Annotated in this window: 18 protein-coding genes; 8 read left to right on the top strand and 10 right to left on the bottom strand. The window is 53.1% G+C overall.

Features of this window, described 5'->3' with window-relative positions; all coding sequences use genetic code 11:
• Positions 1-78 precede the first annotated feature (78 nt).
• Positions 79-1,962 (top strand): sigma-54-dependent Fis family transcriptional regulator, encoded by a 1,884-nt coding sequence (locus tag ACT6RZ_RS03195; protein WP_444700741.1) that lies wholly within the window; start codon positions 79-81, stop codon positions 1,960-1,962.
• 98 nt (positions 1,963-2,060) lie between these two features.
• On the opposite strand, the gene ACT6RZ_RS03190 is transcribed toward ACT6RZ_RS03195, so the two are convergent.
• The 10 genes from ACT6RZ_RS03190 to hemA all read right to left on the bottom strand — a co-directional run bounded on the left by ACT6RZ_RS03190 (position 2,061) and on the right by hemA (position 13,226).
• Positions 2,061-2,747 carry a PEP-CTERM sorting domain-containing protein gene (locus ACT6RZ_RS03190; RefSeq protein WP_444700740.1) on the bottom strand — a complete coding sequence of 229 codons (687 nt, stop codon included), beginning with the start codon at positions 2,745-2,747 and terminating at the stop codon, positions 2,061-2,063.
• Positions 2,748-3,053: 306 nt separating this feature from the next.
• A complete protein-coding gene (metW, locus tag ACT6RZ_RS03185) occupies positions 3,054-3,662 on the bottom strand; it encodes a methionine biosynthesis protein MetW (protein ID WP_444700739.1) in 609 nt (202 codons plus the stop codon).
• Positions 3,659-4,786, bottom strand: coding sequence for a homoserine O-succinyltransferase MetX (metX, locus tag ACT6RZ_RS03180; protein ID WP_444700738.1), 1,128 nt, complete (start codon positions 4,784-4,786; stop codon positions 3,659-3,661). The genes metW and metX overlap by 4 nt, the downstream gene beginning before the upstream one ends.
• A gap of 54 nt (positions 4,787-4,840) precedes the next feature.
• Positions 4,841-5,638 carry a TIGR01458 family HAD-type hydrolase gene (locus ACT6RZ_RS03175; RefSeq protein ID WP_444700737.1) on the bottom strand — a complete coding sequence of 266 codons (798 nt, stop codon included), beginning with the start codon at positions 5,636-5,638 and terminating at the stop codon, positions 4,841-4,843.
• A gap of 63 nt (positions 5,639-5,701) precedes the next feature.
• Entirely contained in the window at positions 5,702-6,835 is a 1,134-nt protein-coding gene (locus ACT6RZ_RS03170; protein ID WP_444700736.1) for a sterol desaturase family protein, read from the bottom strand.
• A gap of 47 nt (positions 6,836-6,882) precedes the next feature.
• Positions 6,883-7,725, bottom strand: a complete 843-nt coding sequence (prmC, locus tag ACT6RZ_RS03165; RefSeq protein WP_444700735.1) for a peptide chain release factor N(5)-glutamine methyltransferase — start codon at positions 7,723-7,725, stop codon at positions 6,883-6,885.
• 2 nt (positions 7,726-7,727) lie between these two features.
• A complete protein-coding gene (locus ACT6RZ_RS03160; RefSeq protein WP_444700734.1) occupies positions 7,728-8,576 on the bottom strand; it encodes a DNA alkylation repair protein in 849 nt (282 codons plus the stop codon).
• 44 nt (positions 8,577-8,620) lie between these two features.
• Positions 8,621-10,738, bottom strand: coding sequence for a hypothetical protein (locus ACT6RZ_RS03155; protein WP_444700733.1), 2,118 nt, complete (start codon positions 10,736-10,738; stop codon positions 8,621-8,623).
• Between the two features lie 31 nt (positions 10,739-10,769).
• Complete coding sequence (gene prfA / locus ACT6RZ_RS03150) at positions 10,770-11,852, bottom strand: peptide chain release factor 1 (RefSeq protein ID WP_444700732.1); 1,083 nt, start codon at positions 11,850-11,852, stop codon at positions 10,770-10,772.
• A 114-nt stretch (positions 11,853-11,966) separates the two neighbouring features.
• Complete coding sequence (gene hemA / locus ACT6RZ_RS03145) at positions 11,967-13,226, bottom strand: glutamyl-tRNA reductase (protein WP_444700731.1); 1,260 nt, start codon at positions 13,224-13,226, stop codon at positions 11,967-11,969.
• Between the two features lie 234 nt (positions 13,227-13,460).
• On the opposite strand from hemA, the gene rpe reads away from it, so the two are divergent.
• The 7 genes from rpe (at position 13,461) to trpC (ending at position 19,569) form a co-directional block, all read left to right on the top strand.
• Positions 13,461-14,168 (top strand): ribulose-phosphate 3-epimerase, encoded by a 708-nt coding sequence (gene rpe, locus ACT6RZ_RS03140; RefSeq protein WP_444700730.1) that lies wholly within the window; start codon positions 13,461-13,463, stop codon positions 14,166-14,168.
• A 139-nt stretch (positions 14,169-14,307) separates the two neighbouring features.
• Complete coding sequence (locus ACT6RZ_RS03135) at positions 14,308-15,021, top strand: phosphoglycolate phosphatase (RefSeq protein ID WP_444700729.1); 714 nt, start codon at positions 14,308-14,310, stop codon at positions 15,019-15,021.
• A gap of 168 nt (positions 15,022-15,189) precedes the next feature.
• Positions 15,190-16,716 (top strand): anthranilate synthase component I, encoded by a 1,527-nt coding sequence (trpE, locus tag ACT6RZ_RS03130; RefSeq protein ID WP_444700728.1) that lies wholly within the window; start codon positions 15,190-15,192, stop codon positions 16,714-16,716.
• 1 nt (position 16,717) lies between these two features.
• Complete coding sequence (locus tag ACT6RZ_RS03125; protein WP_444700727.1) at positions 16,718-17,284, top strand: aminodeoxychorismate/anthranilate synthase component II; 567 nt, start codon at positions 16,718-16,720, stop codon at positions 17,282-17,284.
• Complete coding sequence (trpD, locus tag ACT6RZ_RS03120; protein WP_444700726.1) at positions 17,284-18,309, top strand: anthranilate phosphoribosyltransferase; 1,026 nt, start codon at positions 17,284-17,286, stop codon at positions 18,307-18,309. Before ACT6RZ_RS03125 ends, trpD begins: the two co-directional genes overlap by 1 nt.
• An 89-nt stretch (positions 18,310-18,398) precedes the next feature.
• Entirely contained in the window at positions 18,399-18,788 is a 390-nt protein-coding gene (locus ACT6RZ_RS03115; RefSeq protein ID WP_444700725.1) for a DUF3465 domain-containing protein, read from the top strand.
• A complete protein-coding gene (gene trpC / locus ACT6RZ_RS03110) occupies positions 18,781-19,569 on the top strand; it encodes an indole-3-glycerol phosphate synthase TrpC (protein ID WP_444700724.1) in 789 nt (262 codons plus the stop codon). Before ACT6RZ_RS03115 ends, trpC begins: the two co-directional genes overlap by 8 nt.
• Positions 19,570-19,645 lie beyond the last annotated feature (76 nt).

Genomic DNA, 19,645 nt, shown 5'->3' with positions numbered 1-19,645 from the left:
TGGTCTGTTGCAACGGTGAAAACTGTGCACGGGTGTGTCAGATTGGTACAGTTGTTCAATCACGTGATACAGGTGTGCATGTCCAAGTTTTCTCCAGCCTCCGCGCAAACATCATTGCCAGCCATGCGCGACGATCAATTGGCGATCGCCGAAGCGATAGAACGCTCCTGGCGTCGCTGCATGGTCAAAGGCGTGGATGAGCAAGCGCCCGCGCATGACCAGATCATTACCGCACACGAGTTAACGCAGCGGCTGGAAAAAAACCGTTTATTGCTCACACATGCCGAGCCGGAGATGCTGACCCTGAGCGGTCAGATCGCGCATACGCGCAGCCTGGTGATCCTGACTGACAGCGATGGTGTGATCCTGCGCACCATGGGTGAAGGCGTGGAGCAGGGTGACATACGCGCTTCTCTGTTACCCGGTGCCTCGTGGAGTGAGGAGCACAGAGGCACCAACGCCATAGGCACTGCCCTGGTAGAGCGGGCGCCTATCAGCGTGCAGGGTGCCGAACACTTTATGGCTTATCACCATTCACTGAGTTGCTCGGCGGTGCCTATCTTTGCCGCGAATAACCAGCTGGTAGCCACACTGGATGTTTCCAACGACCTGAACCAGCCACAGCAGCACACGCTGGCGCTGGTGAAGATGGCGGCACAAATGGTGGAAAACCGCTTGTTCCACGCCACGGCACAAGGCGAGATCGGCGTGCATTTTCATGCACGTGCCGAGTTTATCGGCACCTTGTGGGAAGGCCTGGCATTGTTTGATGATGCAGGCCAGTTGCGCGCCATCAACCGTAGCGGCCAGTTTCAGTTCGGCTTGCCGCTGGATGAAGACTTGCTGGCCAACCGCCGCGTGCCTTTTGCTGATGTGTTTGATGAGTCGTGGGCCGCATTCAGGCAGCGTTGCCAGGGCAGTGACCTGCTTTTCCCGCTGCAACTGCGCAATGGTGCCCGTCTGTTTGCACGCACATCGCTACAGAATACAACGCGTGCCAGGCCTGTTGTGTCGCAAGCGCGTGAATCAGCCGCCAGCCTGGAAATGCTGGATACCGGCGACCCGCAATTGAAACTGGCCATCAGCCAGGTAAAGCAGGTGTTAAATCGCGATATTCCCGTACTGGTGCTGGGCGACACCGGCGCCGGTAAAGAACTGTTCTCGCGCGCCATACACGATGCCAGCAACCGGCGTGACCGGCCGTTTGTGGCGGTCAACTGCGCCGCGCTGCCCGAGGGCCTGATAGAAGCTGAATTATTCGGTTATGAAGAAGGTGCCTATACCGGCGCCAAGCGCAAAGGCAACCACGGCAAGATCCAGCAGGCAGATGGCGGCACCTTGTTCCTGGATGAGATCGGCGATATGCCACTGTCTTTACAGGCGCGCCTGTTACGCGTGTTGCAAGAGCGGTGCGTGACGCCGCTAGGCTCCAGCAAATCCATCCCGGTTGATTTCATGCTGATCAGTGCCACTAACCAGAAACTGAAAGATAAGGTGGCAGCCGGTGAGTTCCGCAGTGATCTGTATTACCGCATCAATGGTCTGGCGCTGCAGTTACCCTCATTACGCCAGCGCCAGGATCTGCAGCGCCTGATCGGTTTGATCCTGCAGGTAGAGCAGTCGCCGCACACTGAGATCAGCAGCGAAGTGATGGCATTGTTTGCCCGCCACCCATGGCCAGGCAATGTCAGGCAGTTGCATAATGTATTGCGTACCGCCATCGCGCTGGCAGATGGTGCCACGATCAGCCTGCTGCATCTGACGCAGGATTTTCTCGACGAACTGCAAACGGCAGTGAGTGAGCAGCCGCTGCGTCCGGCATTGACCTTAAAAGCGCAATCCGACGCAGCGATCGCTACGGCCATGCAGCAACATGCAGGCAATGTTTCCGCGGTGGCGCGCCAACTGGGCATGAGCAGGAATACGCTTTATAGACGTTTGAAAGCATTACATCTGGGCTGAGCCAGCAGCAAATAAAAAGCCCCGGCCTGGTGCCGGGGCTTTTTTTCATGGCTTTATTATGAGCGTATGGCTTTACTATCAGCGATAGTGCCAGGCGCTTACTTGCTGCGACGGCGTGCTACAGCACCCATCACGCCCAGACCCAGCAACATCATGGCATAGCTGTCAGCTTCAGGTACTGAAGAGATAGCTGCCACTTGATCTACCTGGAATGCCAGTGCCTGTGAGAAACCGGCGCTGAAATTCAAAGTGTAGGAAGTGATAGGGGTGCTCACACCGCTCAGATCCCACGAGTAACGGTAGTAATCGTCAACAGTGCCTGTGCTCGTGAAGTTGACCAATGACCCTGCGATTGCCTGGCTACCACCGTTGTAGCTCAACGTAATGGTATAGGCATCGCCGCCGAATGAAGCATCGAAGTCATTAACGATGCCCTGGAATACCAGTGAACCGATGTTGCTTGAAACAGTATTGTCAGTGAAGGTCAGGTTGCCATCACCGTATAAACCAAAACCGGCCGGATAGTAGCTGCCAGAAACCTGTGTCAGCAATGCATCACCAGAGCCGGCAACGTTACCAGCTGTACCTGCGGCCAACTGGGCAGCGGTCAATGGGTTAGCGACATTGTTGGCATCAACGCGGTTGCGGTTCAGCTGGTTCCAGCCGTCAAATGAAACAGAGTTTGCAACATCAACAAAACTGCCGTAAGTGGTGTTCGCTTGTGCCAGACCAGCGATTGCGAACAGGCTTGCACCGATAACGATGCTCAGATATTTAGCTTTCATTTTACTAACTTCCTTTGAGTAATTATTAATGACTGGCATCTTTAATAAGTGCCAGAATTTTTTTAACTGGCCGCGTTACTCACAAACGTCTTTACCATGTACTCCCAGCACAAATAGTAATGGGAATGATTATCATTATGAATAAATAAAAAAATAAGTCAACGCCTGTAGGCGTGCACACAGGTAAAACTGAGATAGATATACAGGCAGGTGTTTGCCCGGATCAAGGCGTGACCTTGCTGCTGGCCTTGCCGGGCTTGAGTCTGAGGTGTTTGCGTGCCCGGGCCGGGCCGGGAAATTCAGGACTTAATTGCCGGCAGTCTTTAGTCTATACATGGCCAGGTTACCCATCAGGTTAGGTAACACATGTACATCTTCGCCATCGGTGATCACTTTGCGTTCTATCACCTGGATATGATGGTTGATGCAAAATTGGTCAAAATCATGAATGGTGCATAAGTGCACATTAGGCGTGTCATACCACTGATACGGCAGGGTCTTGGATACCGGCATATTGCCAGTGGCGATCTGCAGGCGGTTGCGCCAGTAGCCAAAGTTGGGGAAGGTGACGATAGCCTCGCGGCCGACCCGCAACATTTCTTCTACTATGGTTTCGGTGTTGTGCATGGCCTGCAGGGTTTGCGACAGGATCACCGTATCGAACGACTGGTCTTCAAAGCCGGACAAGCCGTCTTCCAGGTTCATCTGGATCACATCTACGCCATTTTTCAGCGCTGCCAGCCAGTTGGCATCGTCTTTTTCCACGCCATAGCCGGTGGTGTCCAGTGTCTCATGCAGATGGGTGAGCAGGGTGCCGTCACCGCAACCCAGGTCGAGAACCTTGGTTTTAGAACGTACCCAGTTTGTTATTAATGCAAAGTCTGGGCGAATATTTGTAATATTTGCATTTTTCATACTTTGACCTGCTCTAGATAAGCGCGCATGATGTCGTGGTAATGCGGGTCAGGCATTAAGAATGCGTCATGCCCGTGCGCAGAGGTGACCTCGGCATATTTGACCGGCAAAGCATTATCCAGCAAGGCCTGCACGATTTCGCGCGAGCGGCCAGGCGAAAAACGCCAGTCGGTAGTGAACGAGATGACGATGAATTTGGCTGTTGCCTTGCGCAGCGCCTGGCTTAAATCACCGCCATACGCTTTGGCCGGGTCAAAATAATCCAGCGCGCGCGTCATGCGCAAATAGGTGTTGGCATCAAACTCACCGGCGAATTTATCGCCCTGGTAACGCAGGTAGGACTCCATCTCGAACTCAACATCAAAGCCATATTTGAGTTCGCCATGGCGTAATTTGCGGCCGAATTTCTCACCCATCACATCATCAGACAGATAGGTGATATGACCCAGCATGCGCGCGATGCGCAAACCACGGCGTGGCACGGTGCCGTGGTTGTAATAATCGCCTTCGTAAAACTCAGGGTCGGTGATGATGGCCTGGCGCGCGACTTCGTTAAAAGCCATATTCTGCGCCGTCAGGTTGGGGGCAGATGCGATCACAAACGCATGCCGCACGCGCTCGGGGTAAGCGATGTTCCATTGCAGGGCTTGCATGCCCCCCAAGCTGCCGCCTATGACTGCCGCTAATTGTTCTATGCCCAGGTGATCCAGCAGGCGCGCCTGCGACTCTACCCAGTCTTCGACCGTCACTACCGGGAATGTCGCACTGTAGGGCCGGTCTGTGAGCGGGTCTACACTGGACGGCCCGCTACTGCCATGACAGCCGCCCAGGTTGTTGAGGCCGATCACAAAAAACTTGTTGGTATCCAGCGGCCTGCCGGGGCCAATCAGGTTATCCCACCAGCCCGGGTATTTGTCGTCTTCACTGTAACGCCCGGCGACGTGGTGATTGCCGGACAAGGCGTGACAAATCAGCACCGCATTGGATCTGTTGGCATTGAGTTCGCCGTAGGTTTCATAGGCGAGATGGTATTGTGGCAACACGGCGCCACTTTGCAGGGTGAGTGGCTTGTTGAAATGCGCCACCTGCGCTTTAACAATACCAACGGAATTCAATTCAGACATGCCGCGATTATACTATGGGGCATGGTTAAACGGCGAGTGCGGGCTGTGCCGCTTTTATTGCGGCGCCACCGACAGGCATCCGAGCAAGGCTGGCAGGTCTGCCACCGAGGCGATCACCGCATCCGGGTCTACCGCCGAAAGCCGGGTGTAGGTTTCACGGTATTTACCGGTTTTGACCAGGATGCCATGCAAGCCAGCGTCCTGTGCGCCGCCGACATCGGCATCAATATCGTCGCCCACCATCATTACTTCTGAAGGTTTCAGGCGCAAGGCATCGACCGCGATATTGAAAAAATGCCGCGAAGGTTTGCCCATGAGCATGGCTTTGGTATTGCTGGCGTATTCCAGGCCGGTGACAAATGCACCAATGTCCATTTGCAGCCCGGTTTCGGTCTGCCAGAAACGGTTTTTATGAATAGCGATCAGTTGTGCGCCATTCACCAGGCAGTGAAACACCTCATTCAGCAATTCATACGACCACTGATCACCTATATCGCCTATCACCACATAGTTGGCTGCGGTATCCGATTGGTCAAAGCCGGCGAAATCTTTCTTAACATCTTCGGCCAGCAGCAGTTTGCAGACCGGGTTAGGTTGCTTGTTCAAGTGCTGTATGGTCGCTTGTGGTGCACTCATGATTTCTTCGGGCACCGTATTGAAGCCTAGCCGGTTGAGTTTTTGTTGCAATGAGTCCAGCGACAGCGTGCTGGTGTTGGTGACAAAACGCACTGCGATACCGGCTTTGCGTAGCTGGGCTACCGCCGCCAGCGCGCCCGGGATCAGCTGGTTGCCTATATACAAGACTCCATCCAGGTCAAACAGGACGGCTTTGATTGCGTTGAAATTAAACATAAACGGCCTTTCTTGCTACACACAGATAGACCTGTTGCAGCAAGAATCGTGCACAGCGCAGCATTACTTTTTAAACGGATACAGCAATTGCTTCCAGTAACCATTAGGCACCGGGTGCCCGCCTATGCCATAGCCACTAGGCCATTGGTTTTTCGGCATGTAATAAGTGCCGAACAATTTATCGAATAGCGGGAAGTGGATGGAAAAATTGACGTCTATCGCTTCTTTTTCTATGCCATGGTGCCAGTGGTGAAAGCGTGGCGTGACGATGAACGGTTTCAGCCATTCGACATTAAAACGCACATTGGCATGCACAAAAGTGGCATTGAGGTAGACCAGCAGGATATACACATGCAATGCCGCTTCGGCAAAGCCGAGCACATACATGGGGATCACGGTCATGCTGCGCAAGCCGACGATCTCAACGATGTGCATACGCGAACCAGCCAGCCAATCCATCTTTTTGGCGGAATGATGCACGGCGTGAAAGCCCCACAGAAACGGTATCTGGTGAAACGCACGGTGAAACCAGTACTGGACAAAATCCGTCAGAAACATGATCTCAATCACCTGCAGCCACAGCGGCTGGCTGGCAACGGCATCTCTGAATATCGCCCAGTCCCCGGTGTAATGCAACACCGTCATTGATGGCGCCAGGGTAAACAGCGTCAGGGTCTGCACGAACACACTGCTGATCAAAAAATAAAACAGGTCCTCACGCCACTCATCCCTGAACAATGCCTGCTGGGTCAAGCGACCGAACAGTTTTTCCAGCGGGATGAATAGCAAACCAGTCAGCAGTATGTTGAGCACGAACCAGTCCAGGCTGAGTGCCAGGCTACTGCTACGCGCCGCCTGGGCCGCCAGCGTTTGCGCAATGGTCATGGTGACCAGCACCAGCAGGATGGCGCTAAAGCCGAGGATGCGGTTTCTGCGCAAAATCAGGTTGGTGCAGGCCAGTAAAAAACTGGCGACTAACAAGCCCTGAATGATCAGCGTGAATTGTGGCAAGGCATACAAGGGTGCCAGCATCTGGGTGGAAAACACGCCTTGCAGGCGCTCGCCAAGCAGCAGGCACAGGCTGGCAATGCCCAGCACCAGTGCGGCAACCCCACTTAACCAGCCCGAGCCAAAGCGCCTTAACTCTTCAGGTGCTTCGAGATCATTGCGTATCGCCAGCCGTAATTGATGAATCATGATTTCCCCTTATTTTTTGTTGATTATTCTTAGTCTGTTTAAATGGTTTACAGCCACTGCGCCAAGGTGACTCTGGGATTGTCGCCCAGATCGCGCAAAGTCTGAATATGCTGAAACCCGGCGCGCTGATAGATATCTTGCACAGCCTCAGCCTGGTTGTAACCATGTTCCAGCAGCAGCCAGCCGCCATGGTTCAGATAGTCTGGCGCCTGCGCGATGATCTGCCGGATATCTGCCAGACCGTCTGCGCCCGCTGCTAGTGCAGAGAGCGGTTCAAAGCGTAAGTCGCCCTGGGTCAGATGCTGATCGTCTGCCTCGATATATGGCGGGTTGCTGACAATGAGGTCGAATCGCTGGTCAGCCAGCTGAGAAAACCAGTGGCTATGCAGCAGGCTGACATTCGCCAGCTGCAAGCTATGTCGATTTATTTCAGCCACCTTTAAGGCGCCCTCAGAAGCGTCGACGGCTGTTACCTGCGATTGTGGCGCATGATGGGCAATAGCAAGGGCAATAGCGCCTGTGCCTGTACCTAAATCCAGTACCCGCATAGGAAGAGCTATTTTTTGCAGGGCAGCTTCAACCAGAGTCTCAGTATCCGGCCGCGGAATCAGGGTGTCGGAAGTGACGGTGAGCTTCAGGCCAAAAAATTCGCGGTAGCCGAGAATATAGGCGACCGGCTCACCTTGCAAACGGCGCTGCAATAAGTGAGTGAAGTCCTTCAAGGCTGTCTCAGGCACTGCGTCGGTGGTATGCGCCAGTAACCAGGCGCGATTCACTTGCAGTATATGCATGAGCAAGATCTGCGCTTCAAGCGAAGCTTCGCTGGCGGGCAGCATTTGCGCCAGCTGTTGCCGCGCGGCTTGTAATGATTGTTGTACCGTTAGGGACATGGCTACCGGCCGCCGGCAGCTTTGCGCAAGGCGATCGCCGTCGCATTGCCCTGCCTGGCCGGGTGGCGCACTGCGTGGCGTATCACCCATTTCAGCTCTTTGTCGGCATGGCTCAGCCAGCGGTCACACAGGTCAAAAGCAAGCTCGGGATGGTCTTTGGCGATATCGCCGACATGGTTGGCCACACTACGCCGCACATACAGGCTAGGGTCGCTTTTCAGCGCATCGAGAATAGGCAGGGTGGGTGTCGGGTCTTTGATCAGTTGCGGGATACGTGCACCCCATGGCAAGCGGGCGCGCGTACCTTCCGAACACAAACGCCGCACATGCGGGTCGGGGTCATCCAGCCACTGCGTGAGTTGCCTGAGCGTGCGCTCAAAATCATGCATTAAAAACGGCCGTATGGAGAATTCAGCGGTAAAACGGCGGGTCAGTTCATATTGCGCGCGCATGGCGGCGTCAAACGGGTCTTCACCGGCATTGTGCGAAACATCGCGGCCATATTCCGCCACAAAGCGGGTATGCGGCAAATAGAAAAACACGCCCAGGCCCAGGCGCTCGGTATGAGCATTCGGTGGCGTCAGCGTGTTGATCAGTACTTCGGTCGCGTCGGCGAACTTGGCCGGCAAGGTGGCCTTGAGTGCCGCGGCAATATGCGCTGACCTATCCATAAAACCAAGCGCTGCAATGTCAGTAAGCGCCAACTGCCTGAATGCCTGCGCATCAAAGCCGGGGTGCACCAGCGCAATATTGTGCGCCAGACAATCTATGGCTTCGCTATCCAGAATAAATTTGATAGGCTGGTCTTTTTGAATGCTGCGTGGGGCGACAGGGACTTTAAAGGTGTGCATAGTTAGGAGTTGAACGATGACAGATCGCAGGGTAAATGAGCTTACTATTTACTTGTACTTACCTCAGCCCAAATTTTATCTAACAGTACTCTAAACGCTTTATCAGATGAAACGGTCTCTATTTCTGTGTCACCGATTGTACCTCTGTATAACTCTTCGCCACCAATCTTAAGCGCTTCTTTTAATTGTTGTTTAGTATTTGTTCTATCCCCTAATAACCATGCTGTATACGCAATATTCCCTAATATCGTTGCCTTGTCATTTGCATTACATTTATCGATTGCATTACTGAAAGAGCTCGCCGCTTTACTAAGAAGTGCATCACGTTTAGATTTGACTTTCCAATTCTTTTTAGCTTCGATTAAATTAGCGAATCCTAAAGAGTTGTAAGATCTTGCCAATTGCTCTTGCACTACGACATGTTCGGAGTTGCCAAATTTCTCAATCAAGCTGTCATAGGTGGCAATCACGGCGTCTGGTTGATTGAGTTTGTCGCCTTGAGTAGCGCCTTTGTTAACATAAGCCCTTGCCACCTGTGCTTGCACCTCTGCGTGCCGAGAGTCACCAAATTTCTCGATTACGCTGTCATAGGTGGCAATCTCAGCAGCTGGTTGGTTGAGTTTGTCGCCTTGAGTAGCGCCCTTGTTAACATAAGCCCTTGTCACCTGTGCTTGCACCTCTGCGTGCTGAGAGTCACCAAATTTCTCGATTAAGCTGTCATAGGTGGCAATCTCAGCAGCTGGTTGATTGAGTTTGTCGCCTTGAGTAAAGCCTTTGTTGAAATAAGCCATTGCCAACTGTGCTTGCATCTCTACGTTCTGAGAGTCACCAAACTTCTGGATTAAGCTGTCATAGGTGGCAATCTCAGCATCTAGTTCATTGAGTTTGTCGCCTTGAGTAACGCCTTTGTTAACATAAGCCCTTGCCACCTGCGTTTGCACCTCTGCGTTCTGAGAGTCACCAAACTTCCGGATTAAGCTGTCATAGGTGGCAATCTCAGCAGCTGGTTGATTGAGTTTGTCGCCTTGAGTAAAGCCTTTGTTGAAATATGCCCTTGCCACCTGTGCTTGCACCTCTGCGTGCTGAGAGTCACCAAACTTCTGGATTAAGCTGTCATAGGTGGCAAGCGCGGCAGCTGGTTGATTGAGTTTGTCGCCTTGAGTAAAACCTTTGTTAACATAAGCCCTTGCCACCTGTGTTTGCACCTCGGCATGCTGAGAGTCACCAAACTTCTGGATTACGGTGTCATAGGTCGCAATCTCAGCAGCTGGTTGATTGAGTTTGTCGCCTTGAGTAAAGCCTTTGTTAACATAAGCCCTTGCCAGCTGCGCTTGCATTTCTGCGTGCTGAGAGTCACCAAACTTCTGGATTAAGCTGTCATAGGTGACAATCGCGGCAGCTGGTTGATTGAGGTTAGTTAACTCTACAGTAGCCTTGTTGAACAGTGTTTTGCTGATTTCATTTTCTTTTGCGTCTGCAGAGGCGGCGGCTAAACCCCAGAATTTTGCGGCATCTAAAAAATCACCTTGATGGTACGAAGCAAAGGCTTTCGTATTCCAATCTTTGTATTTGTACATTGCCTCTGGTGTTGATTTTAATTCCTCAGCTTTTTGATTGAGCGCATTTGCTTGTTCATTGGTAATCGATGGTTTGCTATCGTTAATACTTCTCTCCCCAACATCAGACAATATCCGGTCTAATTGTTCGTGAGTGGCATCAGCATGACTCTTAGCTTCTAATTCTAATGTTTTAAGTTTCGCTCTTAATGTTTCTATTTCTGCATTTAACGCAATAGTATTATTTTCAAGCCAAGCTTTAGCTTCTGTCTGTGCGACTTCTTTTGCATCCGAGCGAGCATTTCTGTAAGTAAAAAAACCAATCAGTAATAAAAGCCCCGTAATTATTGCTGAGCCTATCGTTAATTGATGCCCGAGCCAATCAACCTGATGGTTAAGTTGTTCAGATAGGGATTTTTGTGCTTCGACTTGAGATCTAAAATTTTCTAAATCTTGAGATTTAATTGTTTTCAGAGCTTCTATATTGGTTTCTGTTTTAGCTTTAAAAACTTCATAATCAATCCGCTCTTGAGCTTTGTCGGGGGCGGCGAATACAAACAAAGGAATTAACGACAGTATTAATATCTTTAACAAGAATTTTTTCATACGGTTAATCCTTCGCAAGTATTATTATTAGTTAGTTCTCTTCGCCCAGACTCGCCAGCAGATCAGCCTGGTACTCATTGGAAAGCGCGCCTATCAGCTCGTCCATATCGCCTTCGGTGATCGCTTCTATCTTGTACAGGGTCAGGTTGATGCGGTGGTCGGTGATACGGCCTTGCGGGTAGTTGTAGGTGCGTATGCGTTCCGAGCGGTCACCCGAGCCGATCAGGTTGCGGCGTTCCGAGGCGATCTTGCTCTGCTGCTCGTCGACTTGCTTGGCTTTGATCCGCGCTGCCAGTACCTGCATGGCTTGCGCCTTGTTGGCGTGCTGGCTACGGCCATCCTGGCATTCCACCACTATGCCGGTAGGCGCATGGGTGATGCGCACGGCAGAATCGGTTTTGTTGATGTGCTGACCACCGGCACCACTGGCGCGGAAAGTATCTATGCGGATATCTGCCGGGTTGATCTCCACATCACCGACTTCTTCTACCTCAGGCAGGATAGCGACCGTGCAGGCCGAGGTATGGATACGGCCCTGGGTCTCGGTATCCGGCACGCGCTGTACCCGGTGGCCACCAGACTCGAATTTGAGTTTTGAGTAAGCCCCGTAGCCATTGATTTTGGCGATGATCTCTTTGTAGCCGCCGACTTCACCCTCGTTGGCAGACACGATCTCGACTTTCCAGCCCTGGCGGTCAGCATAGCGCGAATACATACGGAACAAGTCACCGGCAAACAGGCCGGATTCATCACCGCCGGTACCGGCACGCACTTCCAGAAAAATGCTTTTATCGTCGTTGGGGTCTTTCGGCAGCAGCAGTTTCTGCAAGGCCAGCTCGACCGTTTCCATACGCTGCTTGCCGCTGTCTATCTCTTCCTGGGCAAACTCTTTCATCTCCGGGTCCGAGAGCATGGCATGCGCTTCTTTCAGATCAGACTCGGTTTGCACATAGATATGATATTGCTCAACAATAGGCGTGATCTCGGTGTGCTCCTGCATGATCTTGCGGTAGTTATCCATATTGTCAGTCACGCCTTCACTGCTGAGCAGGCGGTTGATTTCTTCCAGACGCTCGCTCAGGTTGGCGAGCTTTTGCAACATACTTGGTTTCATTGGTTACCCTAAATGTTGGCGGGATCGTTCCGCCAATTTATTTCCTGCCACGCTTTTTCTGGCCTGGCTCGCTGCACTTGCAGGTTGGCCGGTGAAAAGGTGATGGTTAAAAATTTATTCTTTCAGCTGGAACAGTTGTTTTACCAGATGTTCCATATGCGCATGGGCATCGCCATGCGCATTGTTGAGCACATGGCTGGGGCTGTGTAAAAACTTATTGGTCAGCGCGTTACTTAAGTGTTCCAGCGCTTTTTCGGGCGATTCGCCTTTTTGCAGCAGCTTGAGCGCTTTTTCCAGCTCGGCCTGCCGCACGGCATCTATCTGGTCGCGCAGGGCTTTGATAGTGGGCACGGCTTCGCGCTGTTTGAGCCACTGCATAAAATGCTCAACCCTGGCGTTGACGATCAGTTCGGCATTCACCGCGGCTTCCTGGCGGTTACCTATGCCTTCGGAAACCACTTGTGCCAGGTCATCCACCGTATACAGGAATACATCGTCCAGCGCCGAGACTTCAGGTTCGATATCGCGCGGCACCGCCAGGTCGACCATAAACATGGGCCGGTGTTTGCGCAGCTTGATGGCGCGCTCCACCATACCCAGACCCACCATGGGCAACTGGCTGGCAGTGCTGGTGATCACAATATCAAACTCATGAAAACGTTCAGGCAGGTCATTGAGCAATATCGCCTGCATGTTCAGGCCCTGGCTGCGTATTTTTTCTGCCAGTTGTTCGCCACGCTCCAGGGTGCGGTTGGCAACCGTGATCTTTCTCGGCTTTTGCGCGGCAAAATGGTCGGCACACAGTTCTATCATTTCGCCTGCGCCGATAAACAGCACGCTTTGCGCGCTCAGATCACCAAAAATACGCTGCGCCAGCTTTACAGCGGCAGCCGCCATAGAGATAGAGCTGCCACCGATATCGGTATTGGTGCGTACTTCTTTCGCGACTTCAAAGGTGCGCTGGAACAATTTGTGCAACATGGTGCCCAACGTACCGACATCCTGTGCGATTTTGACCGATTGCTTGAACTGGCCCAATATCTGCGCTTCACCCAGCACCATGCTATCCAGCCCGCTGGCCACTCGGAAAGCATGCTTCACCGCCTCATGGCTGCTCAGGGTGTAGGTGTAAGGCAGCAGCTTGTTGGCTTCAAGTTTGTGGTAATTGGCCAGCCAGTCGATCACGATCTCCGGCCGTATCGATTGCACATAGATCTCGGTACGGTTGCAGGTGGAGAGTATGGCGACTTCGGCCACGTTGTGGCGCGTCAGGTCTTCCAGCGCATGCGGCAGGGTTTCGTTGTTAAACGCAACGTTCTCGCGGATAGCGATAGGGGCGGTGGTGTGGTTGACACCAATGGTAAACAGCTGCATGCCGCTATTTTACCTTTGAGCTCAGGCAAAAGGATAAATTAACTGGCGCTTGCAAGTCGTTCATGGTTGATTCGAGTGGTGCCTGTAGCAAAGGTGCCGACATTTTCTTACATTAGTGCTCAGCAATCAAGAAAACTGACAATTTGGTTCAGAATGGCAATTTGCAGCAGAATGGCGTTAAAATATTGGTTTTACAATAAAAAATTCATTGAACTTCAGATACGGAACACCAGCATGGACAAAACTTTTCGCATTGCCCCCAGTATTCTTTCTGCCAATTTTGCCAAACTAGGCCAGGAAATTGAAAACGTCATCAAATCCGGTACTGATATCGTCCACTTTGACGTGATGGACAATCACTATGTGCCTAACCTGACCATAGGGCCTTTGGTATGCGACGCCATTCGCGACCTGTCACATAACGTGGGCGCGCTGATAGACGTGCACCTGATGGTGAAACCGGTAGACCGCATTATTCCCGACTTTGCCAAAGCCGGTGCCGACATCATCACTTTCCACCCGGAAGCGTCTGACCACATTGACCGTAGCCTGGCGCTGGTGCGTGACAGCGGCTGTAAGTCTGGCCTGGTATTCAACCCGGCAACCCCTTTGCATTACCTGGACCATGTGATGGACAAAGTCGACATGATCTTGCTGATGTCAGTCAACCCGGGTTTTGGCGGCCAGAAATTCATTCCTGAAACCTTGAACAAATTAAAAGCAGCACGTGCACGCATTGACGCCTATTATGAAAAAACCGGCCGCCAGATCTGGCTGGAAGTCGATGGTGGCGTGAACGCCAACAATATCGCCGAGATCGCCAAAGCCGGTGCGGATACCTTTGTTGCCGGTAGCGCGATCTTTGGTTCACCTAACGAAGCAGACCCTAACCGTTACGACACCGTTGTGGCGGCGATGCGCGCTTCACTGGCTTCGGTTTAAACTGGCGACTGTTTAAAAACATTCGTTGTTCACTATGCACGCGAGCTGCATAAACATCCAGGGCTTGCCTATGCTGTATAGGCCAAGCCCTGTTTTTTATGCAGGCCTTGCCAGGATCATGTTGTTTTAAGGTATATAGATGCGGTTTCAAGTCAAGCTGGTGATGTTCGACCTGGATGGCACGCTGCTGGATACTGCCCCGCAGATCGCAGAAGCCGCGAACCGTATGCTGGTGGCTTTGGGCAGACCCATGTTGCCGCAGGCGCAGATCAGCAGCTATATCGGCGAAGGCGTGCACAAGCTGATCAAGCGCTGCCTGACCGGCGAGCTGCATGCAGAGCCCGAAGCTGGCCTGTTTGCCCAGGCGCAGTCTTTGTATCACGACTTGTATGCAGCGCATGCCAATGACAGCCAGCCGTTTGCGGGCGTCGTGCCGGCATTGCAACAATTAAAAAAACTGGGTTATTTGCTGGCATGTGTCACTAATAAACCAGAGGCGTTTACGCTGCCGCTGCTGGAAAAAGCCGGATTAGCCGGTTTTTTTGAGATGGTGGTCTCCGGCGATAGTTTGCCCAAAAAGAAACCAGACCCCATGCAACTGTTGCATATTTGCCAAAAGCTAGCTGTGCTGCCTGCCGAAGCCATGCTGGTCGGTGACTCGGAAACCGATATTCAGGCCGCACATGCTGCAGGGTGCTTTGTCGTGACCGTGCCTTATGGGTATAATCAGGGGCGCGCCATTGATGTGGCAACCGTGGATGCCACGGTGCAGCAGTTGACCGAACTGGTCAAGCTGCTTGAGCCACCTGCTCTCTTAAAGCAGGGTTTAGAAAAAACTATTCAAATATCATGATGTTTTGTACTTACCATTCTTCCAGTTGGCCGGTGTTAAGCTGGCGTCGTTCGTGGCGAGGCTAGCTCAGCCTGCAAGCGCGCGACCCTAAACAGTCGCCTGCGCGCACTGATCTGTCGTGATGTTTATCTGCGGCATACTCAACGAATCAACTTGGAAAAAAGCATCATGTTAAGCACATTAAGCAAGACTGAATTTGACGCGCTGGCGGCGCAAGGTTATAACCGTATCCCGCTGGTGCTTGAAACCTTTGCCGATCTCGATACGCCGTTGTCGCTGTATCTCAAGCTGGCTAACCAACCCTACTCATATTTGCTGGAAAGCGTACAAGGCGGCGAACGTTTTGGCCGCTATTCCATCATCGGCCTGCCTGCCACCACCCGTATCGAGGTGCGCGACCAGCAGTTGCAGGTGATACAGGGCGACGCCGTCATAGAGTCGCACCATGACCAAAACCCGCTGGACTTTATCAAGGCCTACCAGGCGCGGTTTAAAACACCGCCATACGAAGGCTTGCCACGCTTTACCGGCGGCCTGGCCGGTTATTTTGGCTACGAGACCATACAATATATCGAAAAACGCCTGGGCAAACAGAAAAAGCCGGATGCGATAGGCACCCCGGATATCCTGTTAATGGTGTCAGAACAGATCGCGGTCATCGACAACCTTTCCGGCAAGCTATATTTTATCGTCTATGCCGACCCGGCACAGGCGCATGCCTATGAAGCCGCGCGTGAATGCATGCAGGCACTGCTGGCAAAACTGCGTACGCAGGTTGAGATCCCCACCGCTTTAGCCACCAGCAAAACAGCCGCCGTCTCCGAGTTCGGCGAAGAGAATTTCAAGGCGGCAGTGCAAAAAGGCCAGCAATATATCCTCGAAGGCGACATCATGCAGGTGGTGCTCAGCCAGCGCCTGTCACAAGACTTTGACGCCTCGCCATTAAGCCTTTACCGCGCCTTGCGTAGCCTGAACCCTTCGCCCTATATGTTCTATTACGATATGGGTGACCACCATGTGGTTGGCGCATCGCCAGAGATCCTGGTGCGGCTGGACAACACCACAGTGACTTCACGCCCTATCGCCGGTACCCGCCCGCGCGGCAGGAACCGCGACCATGACCTGGCGCTGGAAGCCGAGTTACTGGCTGACCCCAAAGAGCGCGCCGAGCATGTGCAGCTGATGGATCTGGGCCGTAACGATGTAGGCCGCGTGGCGCTCACCGGCACTGTGAAAGTCACCGACAATATGACCATAGAGCGTTATTCACACGTCATGCATATCGTCAGCAATGTAGAAGGCCAGCTCAAACCCGGCCTGGATGCGATTGATGTGCTGAAAGCGACGTTCACGGCTGGCACGGTTTCCGGCGCCCCGAAAGTGCGTGCCATGGAGATCATAGAAGAACTGGAGCCTTCCAAACGCGGCATTTATGCTGGTGCGGTCGGCTATTTAGGCTTTAACGGCGACATGGATGTGGCGATCGCCATCCGTACCGCCGTGATCAAAAACAAAAAACTGTATGTGCAGGCCGGTGCTGGCATAGTGGCAGATTCTATCCCGCAGAACGAATGGGACGAGACGCAGAATAAAGCCAAAGCCGTGATCCGTGCTGCCGAACTGGTGCAGGCCGGGCTGGATAGCGCAGCTCAATTAAGTAGTCCCGCCCAACTTAACCCAGGAAAAGGAGCCTGATATGTTGTTAATGATAGATAACTACGACTCTTTTACCTACAACCTGGTGCAATACCTGGGCGAGCTGGGGCAAGACGTGCATGTGCATAGAAACGATGAGATCACGCTGGAACAGATCAAGGCTATGCAGCCGGAAAAGATCGTCATCTCGCCCGGCCCGTGTACGCCGAATGAAGCCGGTATCTCGGTGCCGCTGATCCATGAATTCGCCGGCAAGATCCCCCTGCTGGGCGTGTGCCTGGGTCACCAGAGCATAGGCCAGGCCTTTGGCGGCAATATCATCAAGGCCAAAACGCTGATGCATGGTAAAACTTCCCTGATACACCATACCAATACTGGTGTATTCAAAGACCTGCCCAACCCATATACCGCCACGCGTTATCACTCGCTGGTGATAGAGCGTGCGACCCTGCCGGACTGCCTGGAGATCACCGCCTGGACTGATGATGGCGAGATCATGGGCGTCAGGCACAAGACCCTGGCGGTGGAAGGTGTGCAGTTTCACCCCGAGTCTATCCTGACTGAATACGGGCATGAGTTGCTGGATAACTTCCTGAAGGGTTATTGATGAGCATCACGCCTAAAATCGCCCTGCAGCGGCTGATAGACCACACCGATTTCACCCACCAGGAAATGCTGGAGATCATGCGCCAGATCATGAGTGGCGAATTCACCCAGATCCAGGTGGCCGGTTTTCTGTCTGCCTTGCGTGTCAAAGGCGAAACCGTGACCGAGATCGCGGCCGCGGCCCAGATGATGCGCGACCTTTCCAGCAAGGTGACCATCACCGACGCCCGCCATCTGATAGACACCTGTGGCACCGGCGGCGCCCCGAACAAGGCATTCAACGTATCGACAGCCTCGGCATTCGTTGCCGCTGGCGCTGGCGCAAAGATCGCCAAGCATGGCGGTCGTGCCGCCTCCTCCAAAAGCGGTTCGGCCGACGTGCTCGAAGCACTGGGCGTCAACATCAGCCTGACGCCCGAGCAAGTCGCACGCTGTGTCAACCAGGCCGGCATAGGCTTTATGTTCGCGCCCAACCATCATGCGGCCATGAAATATGCGGCGCCGGTACGGCGTGAATTGGGCGTGCGCACCCTGTTTAACCTGCTGGGGCCCATGACCAATCCGGCCGGAGCCAAGCGGCAGGTGATGGGCGTGTTCCACCGCGACCTGGTGCCTTTGCTGGCGCAGACCTTGCAAACACTGGGTAGCGAGCATGTGATGGTGGTGCATAGTGCCGACGAAATGGACGAGATCTCTTTTTCTGCCGACACTTATGTGGCCGAACTCAAAGATGGCAACGTCACCGAATACACCGTGAATCCGGCCCAGTTTGGCATGCCGCTGCACGATATCAACAGCATACGCGTTGAAAGCGCACAGCATTCCAGCGAGATCATCCTCGGCTTGCTGTCTGGCGAAAAAGGCCCGGCACGCGATATCGTCTTGCTGAATGCAGGCGCCGCCATTTATGTCTCTGGCCTGGCCGGTGATCTGGCATCAGGCATCACGCAAGCCGCACAATCGATCGATTCGGGCATCGCATTGAGTAAATTGCAGCAATTGAAGGCGTTGAGCCAAGCCGCATGAAGCATTTTCTGATTACACTATGCTGTTTGTTAACTGCCTGCGAGCAGTCGACACAGAGCGTAAGTAATCACTCCCAATCAGCGGTAGAAGTGAGATCGACTGTGCAGACGATAGACCTGCGATCACTTTCTGCCGGGCTAAGCACAGAAGATAACGCAGCGCTCACACAGGCATTTGCAAAAAAGCAAAGTCATGTCTGGCTGCAGGGCAATGGCACGGTAAAAAAACTGCTGGCGGACGATACCAAAGGCGCAAGGCACCAGCGCTTTCTGGTCAGTGTCTCGCCTGAACAAACATTGCTGTTTGCGCATAATATCGATCTGGCACCGCGGGTGGCTGATTTAACTGTGGGCGACCAGGTGCAGTTTAAAGGTGAATATATTTACAACCCCAAGGGCGGCATCATGCATTGGACGCATCATGACCCTGACGGTATTAAAGGCGGCTGGATTAAGGTTAACGGAAAAATCTATGAGTGATATTTTAAACAAGATCCTGGCCACCAAAGCCGAAGAGATCGCTGCCGCGCAAGCCAGGCTGCCGTTGGACCAGGTGCAGGCGCTGGCTGCACAGCAAGCACCCGCACGTGACTTTAGCGCCGCCATCCGCAACAAGATCGCCGCCGGCCAGGCCGCCGTGATTGCAGAGATCAAAAAAGCCAGCCCCTCCAAAGGTGTGATCCGTGCAGATTTCAAACCGGCCGAGATCGCTGCCAGTTATGAGCAGGGTGGCGCAGCCTGCCTGTCAGTGTTAACCGACGAGCAGTATTTCCAGGGCTCGGCCGATTACCTGAAGCAGGCGCGCGCCGCCTGCCAGCTGCCAGTGCTGCGTAAAGACTTTATGATAGATGCCTATCAGGTCTACGAAGCACGCGCCATGGGTGCAGATTGTATTCTGCTGATCGCCGCCGCGCTTACGCTGGCACAGATGCAAGAACTGGAAAGTGTCGCCCACAGCCTGGGCATGGCGGTGCTGGTCGAAGTGCACAATGGCGAAGAGCTGGCGCAAGCACTACAGCTGAGCACGCCATTGCTGGGCATCAACAACCGCAACCTGCGTACCTTTGAAGTGACGCTGGATACCACCCTGGGTCTGCTGGATCACATCGCCAGCGACAAGATCGTGGTCACCGAGAGCGGAATTTTCACCGCTGACGATGTCAAACTGATGCGCGACCATGCTGTACACACCTTCCTGGTCGGTGAAGCATTTATGCGCCAGGAAAACCCGGGCGCCGAACTCGCAAAGGTATTTGCATAAGCAATGCCAGCGGCTTACCGCCGGCACTGCTTTTAACCCTTACTGCCAGGCACCTATCAGCCCGGGCAAACAGGAG

Source organism: Methylophilus sp., from assembly GCF_052437885.1.
In the GTDB taxonomy this organism is placed as follows: Bacteria; Pseudomonadota; Gammaproteobacteria; order Burkholderiales; family Methylophilaceae; genus Methylophilus.
This window is presented reverse-complemented; position numbering and strand designations above follow the sequence as displayed.

Coding starts and splice junctions, on each gene's coding strand:
- ACT6RZ_RS03195 (WP_444700741.1), top strand. CDS start 79: ATGTCCAAGTTTTCTCCAGCCTCCGCGCAAACATCATTGCCAGCCATG.
- ACT6RZ_RS03190 (WP_444700740.1), bottom strand. CDS start 2,747: ATGAAAGCTAAATATCTGAGCATCGTTATCGGTGCAAGCCTGTTCGCA.
- metW (WP_444700739.1), bottom strand. CDS start 3,662: ATGAAAAATGCAAATATTACAAATATTCGCCCAGACTTTGCATTAATA.
- metX (WP_444700738.1), bottom strand. CDS start 4,786: ATGTCTGAATTGAATTCCGTTGGTATTGTTAAAGCGCAGGTGGCGCAT.
- ACT6RZ_RS03175 (WP_444700737.1), bottom strand. CDS start 5,638: ATGTTTAATTTCAACGCAATCAAAGCCGTCCTGTTTGACCTGGATGGA.
- ACT6RZ_RS03170 (WP_444700736.1), bottom strand. CDS start 6,835: ATGATTCATCAATTACGGCTGGCGATACGCAATGATCTCGAAGCACCT.
- prmC (WP_444700735.1), bottom strand. CDS start 7,725: ATGTCCCTAACGGTACAACAATCATTACAAGCCGCGCGGCAACAGCTG.
- ACT6RZ_RS03160 (WP_444700734.1), bottom strand. CDS start 8,576: ATGCACACCTTTAAAGTCCCTGTCGCCCCACGCAGCATTCAAAAAGAC.
- ACT6RZ_RS03155 (WP_444700733.1), bottom strand. CDS start 10,738: ATGAAAAAATTCTTGTTAAAGATATTAATACTGTCGTTAATTCCTTTG.
- prfA (WP_444700732.1), bottom strand. CDS start 11,852: ATGAAACCAAGTATGTTGCAAAAGCTCGCCAACCTGAGCGAGCGTCTG.
- hemA (WP_444700731.1), bottom strand. CDS start 13,226: ATGCAGCTGTTTACCATTGGTGTCAACCACACCACCGCCCCTATCGCT.
- rpe (WP_444700730.1), top strand. CDS start 13,461: ATGGACAAAACTTTTCGCATTGCCCCCAGTATTCTTTCTGCCAATTTT.
- ACT6RZ_RS03135 (WP_444700729.1), top strand. CDS start 14,308: ATGCGGTTTCAAGTCAAGCTGGTGATGTTCGACCTGGATGGCACGCTG.
- trpE (WP_444700728.1), top strand. CDS start 15,190: ATGTTAAGCACATTAAGCAAGACTGAATTTGACGCGCTGGCGGCGCAA.
- ACT6RZ_RS03125 (WP_444700727.1), top strand. CDS start 16,718: ATGTTGTTAATGATAGATAACTACGACTCTTTTACCTACAACCTGGTG.
- trpD (WP_444700726.1), top strand. CDS start 17,284: ATGAGCATCACGCCTAAAATCGCCCTGCAGCGGCTGATAGACCACACC.
- trpC (WP_444700724.1), top strand. CDS start 18,781: ATGAGTGATATTTTAAACAAGATCCTGGCCACCAAAGCCGAAGAGATC.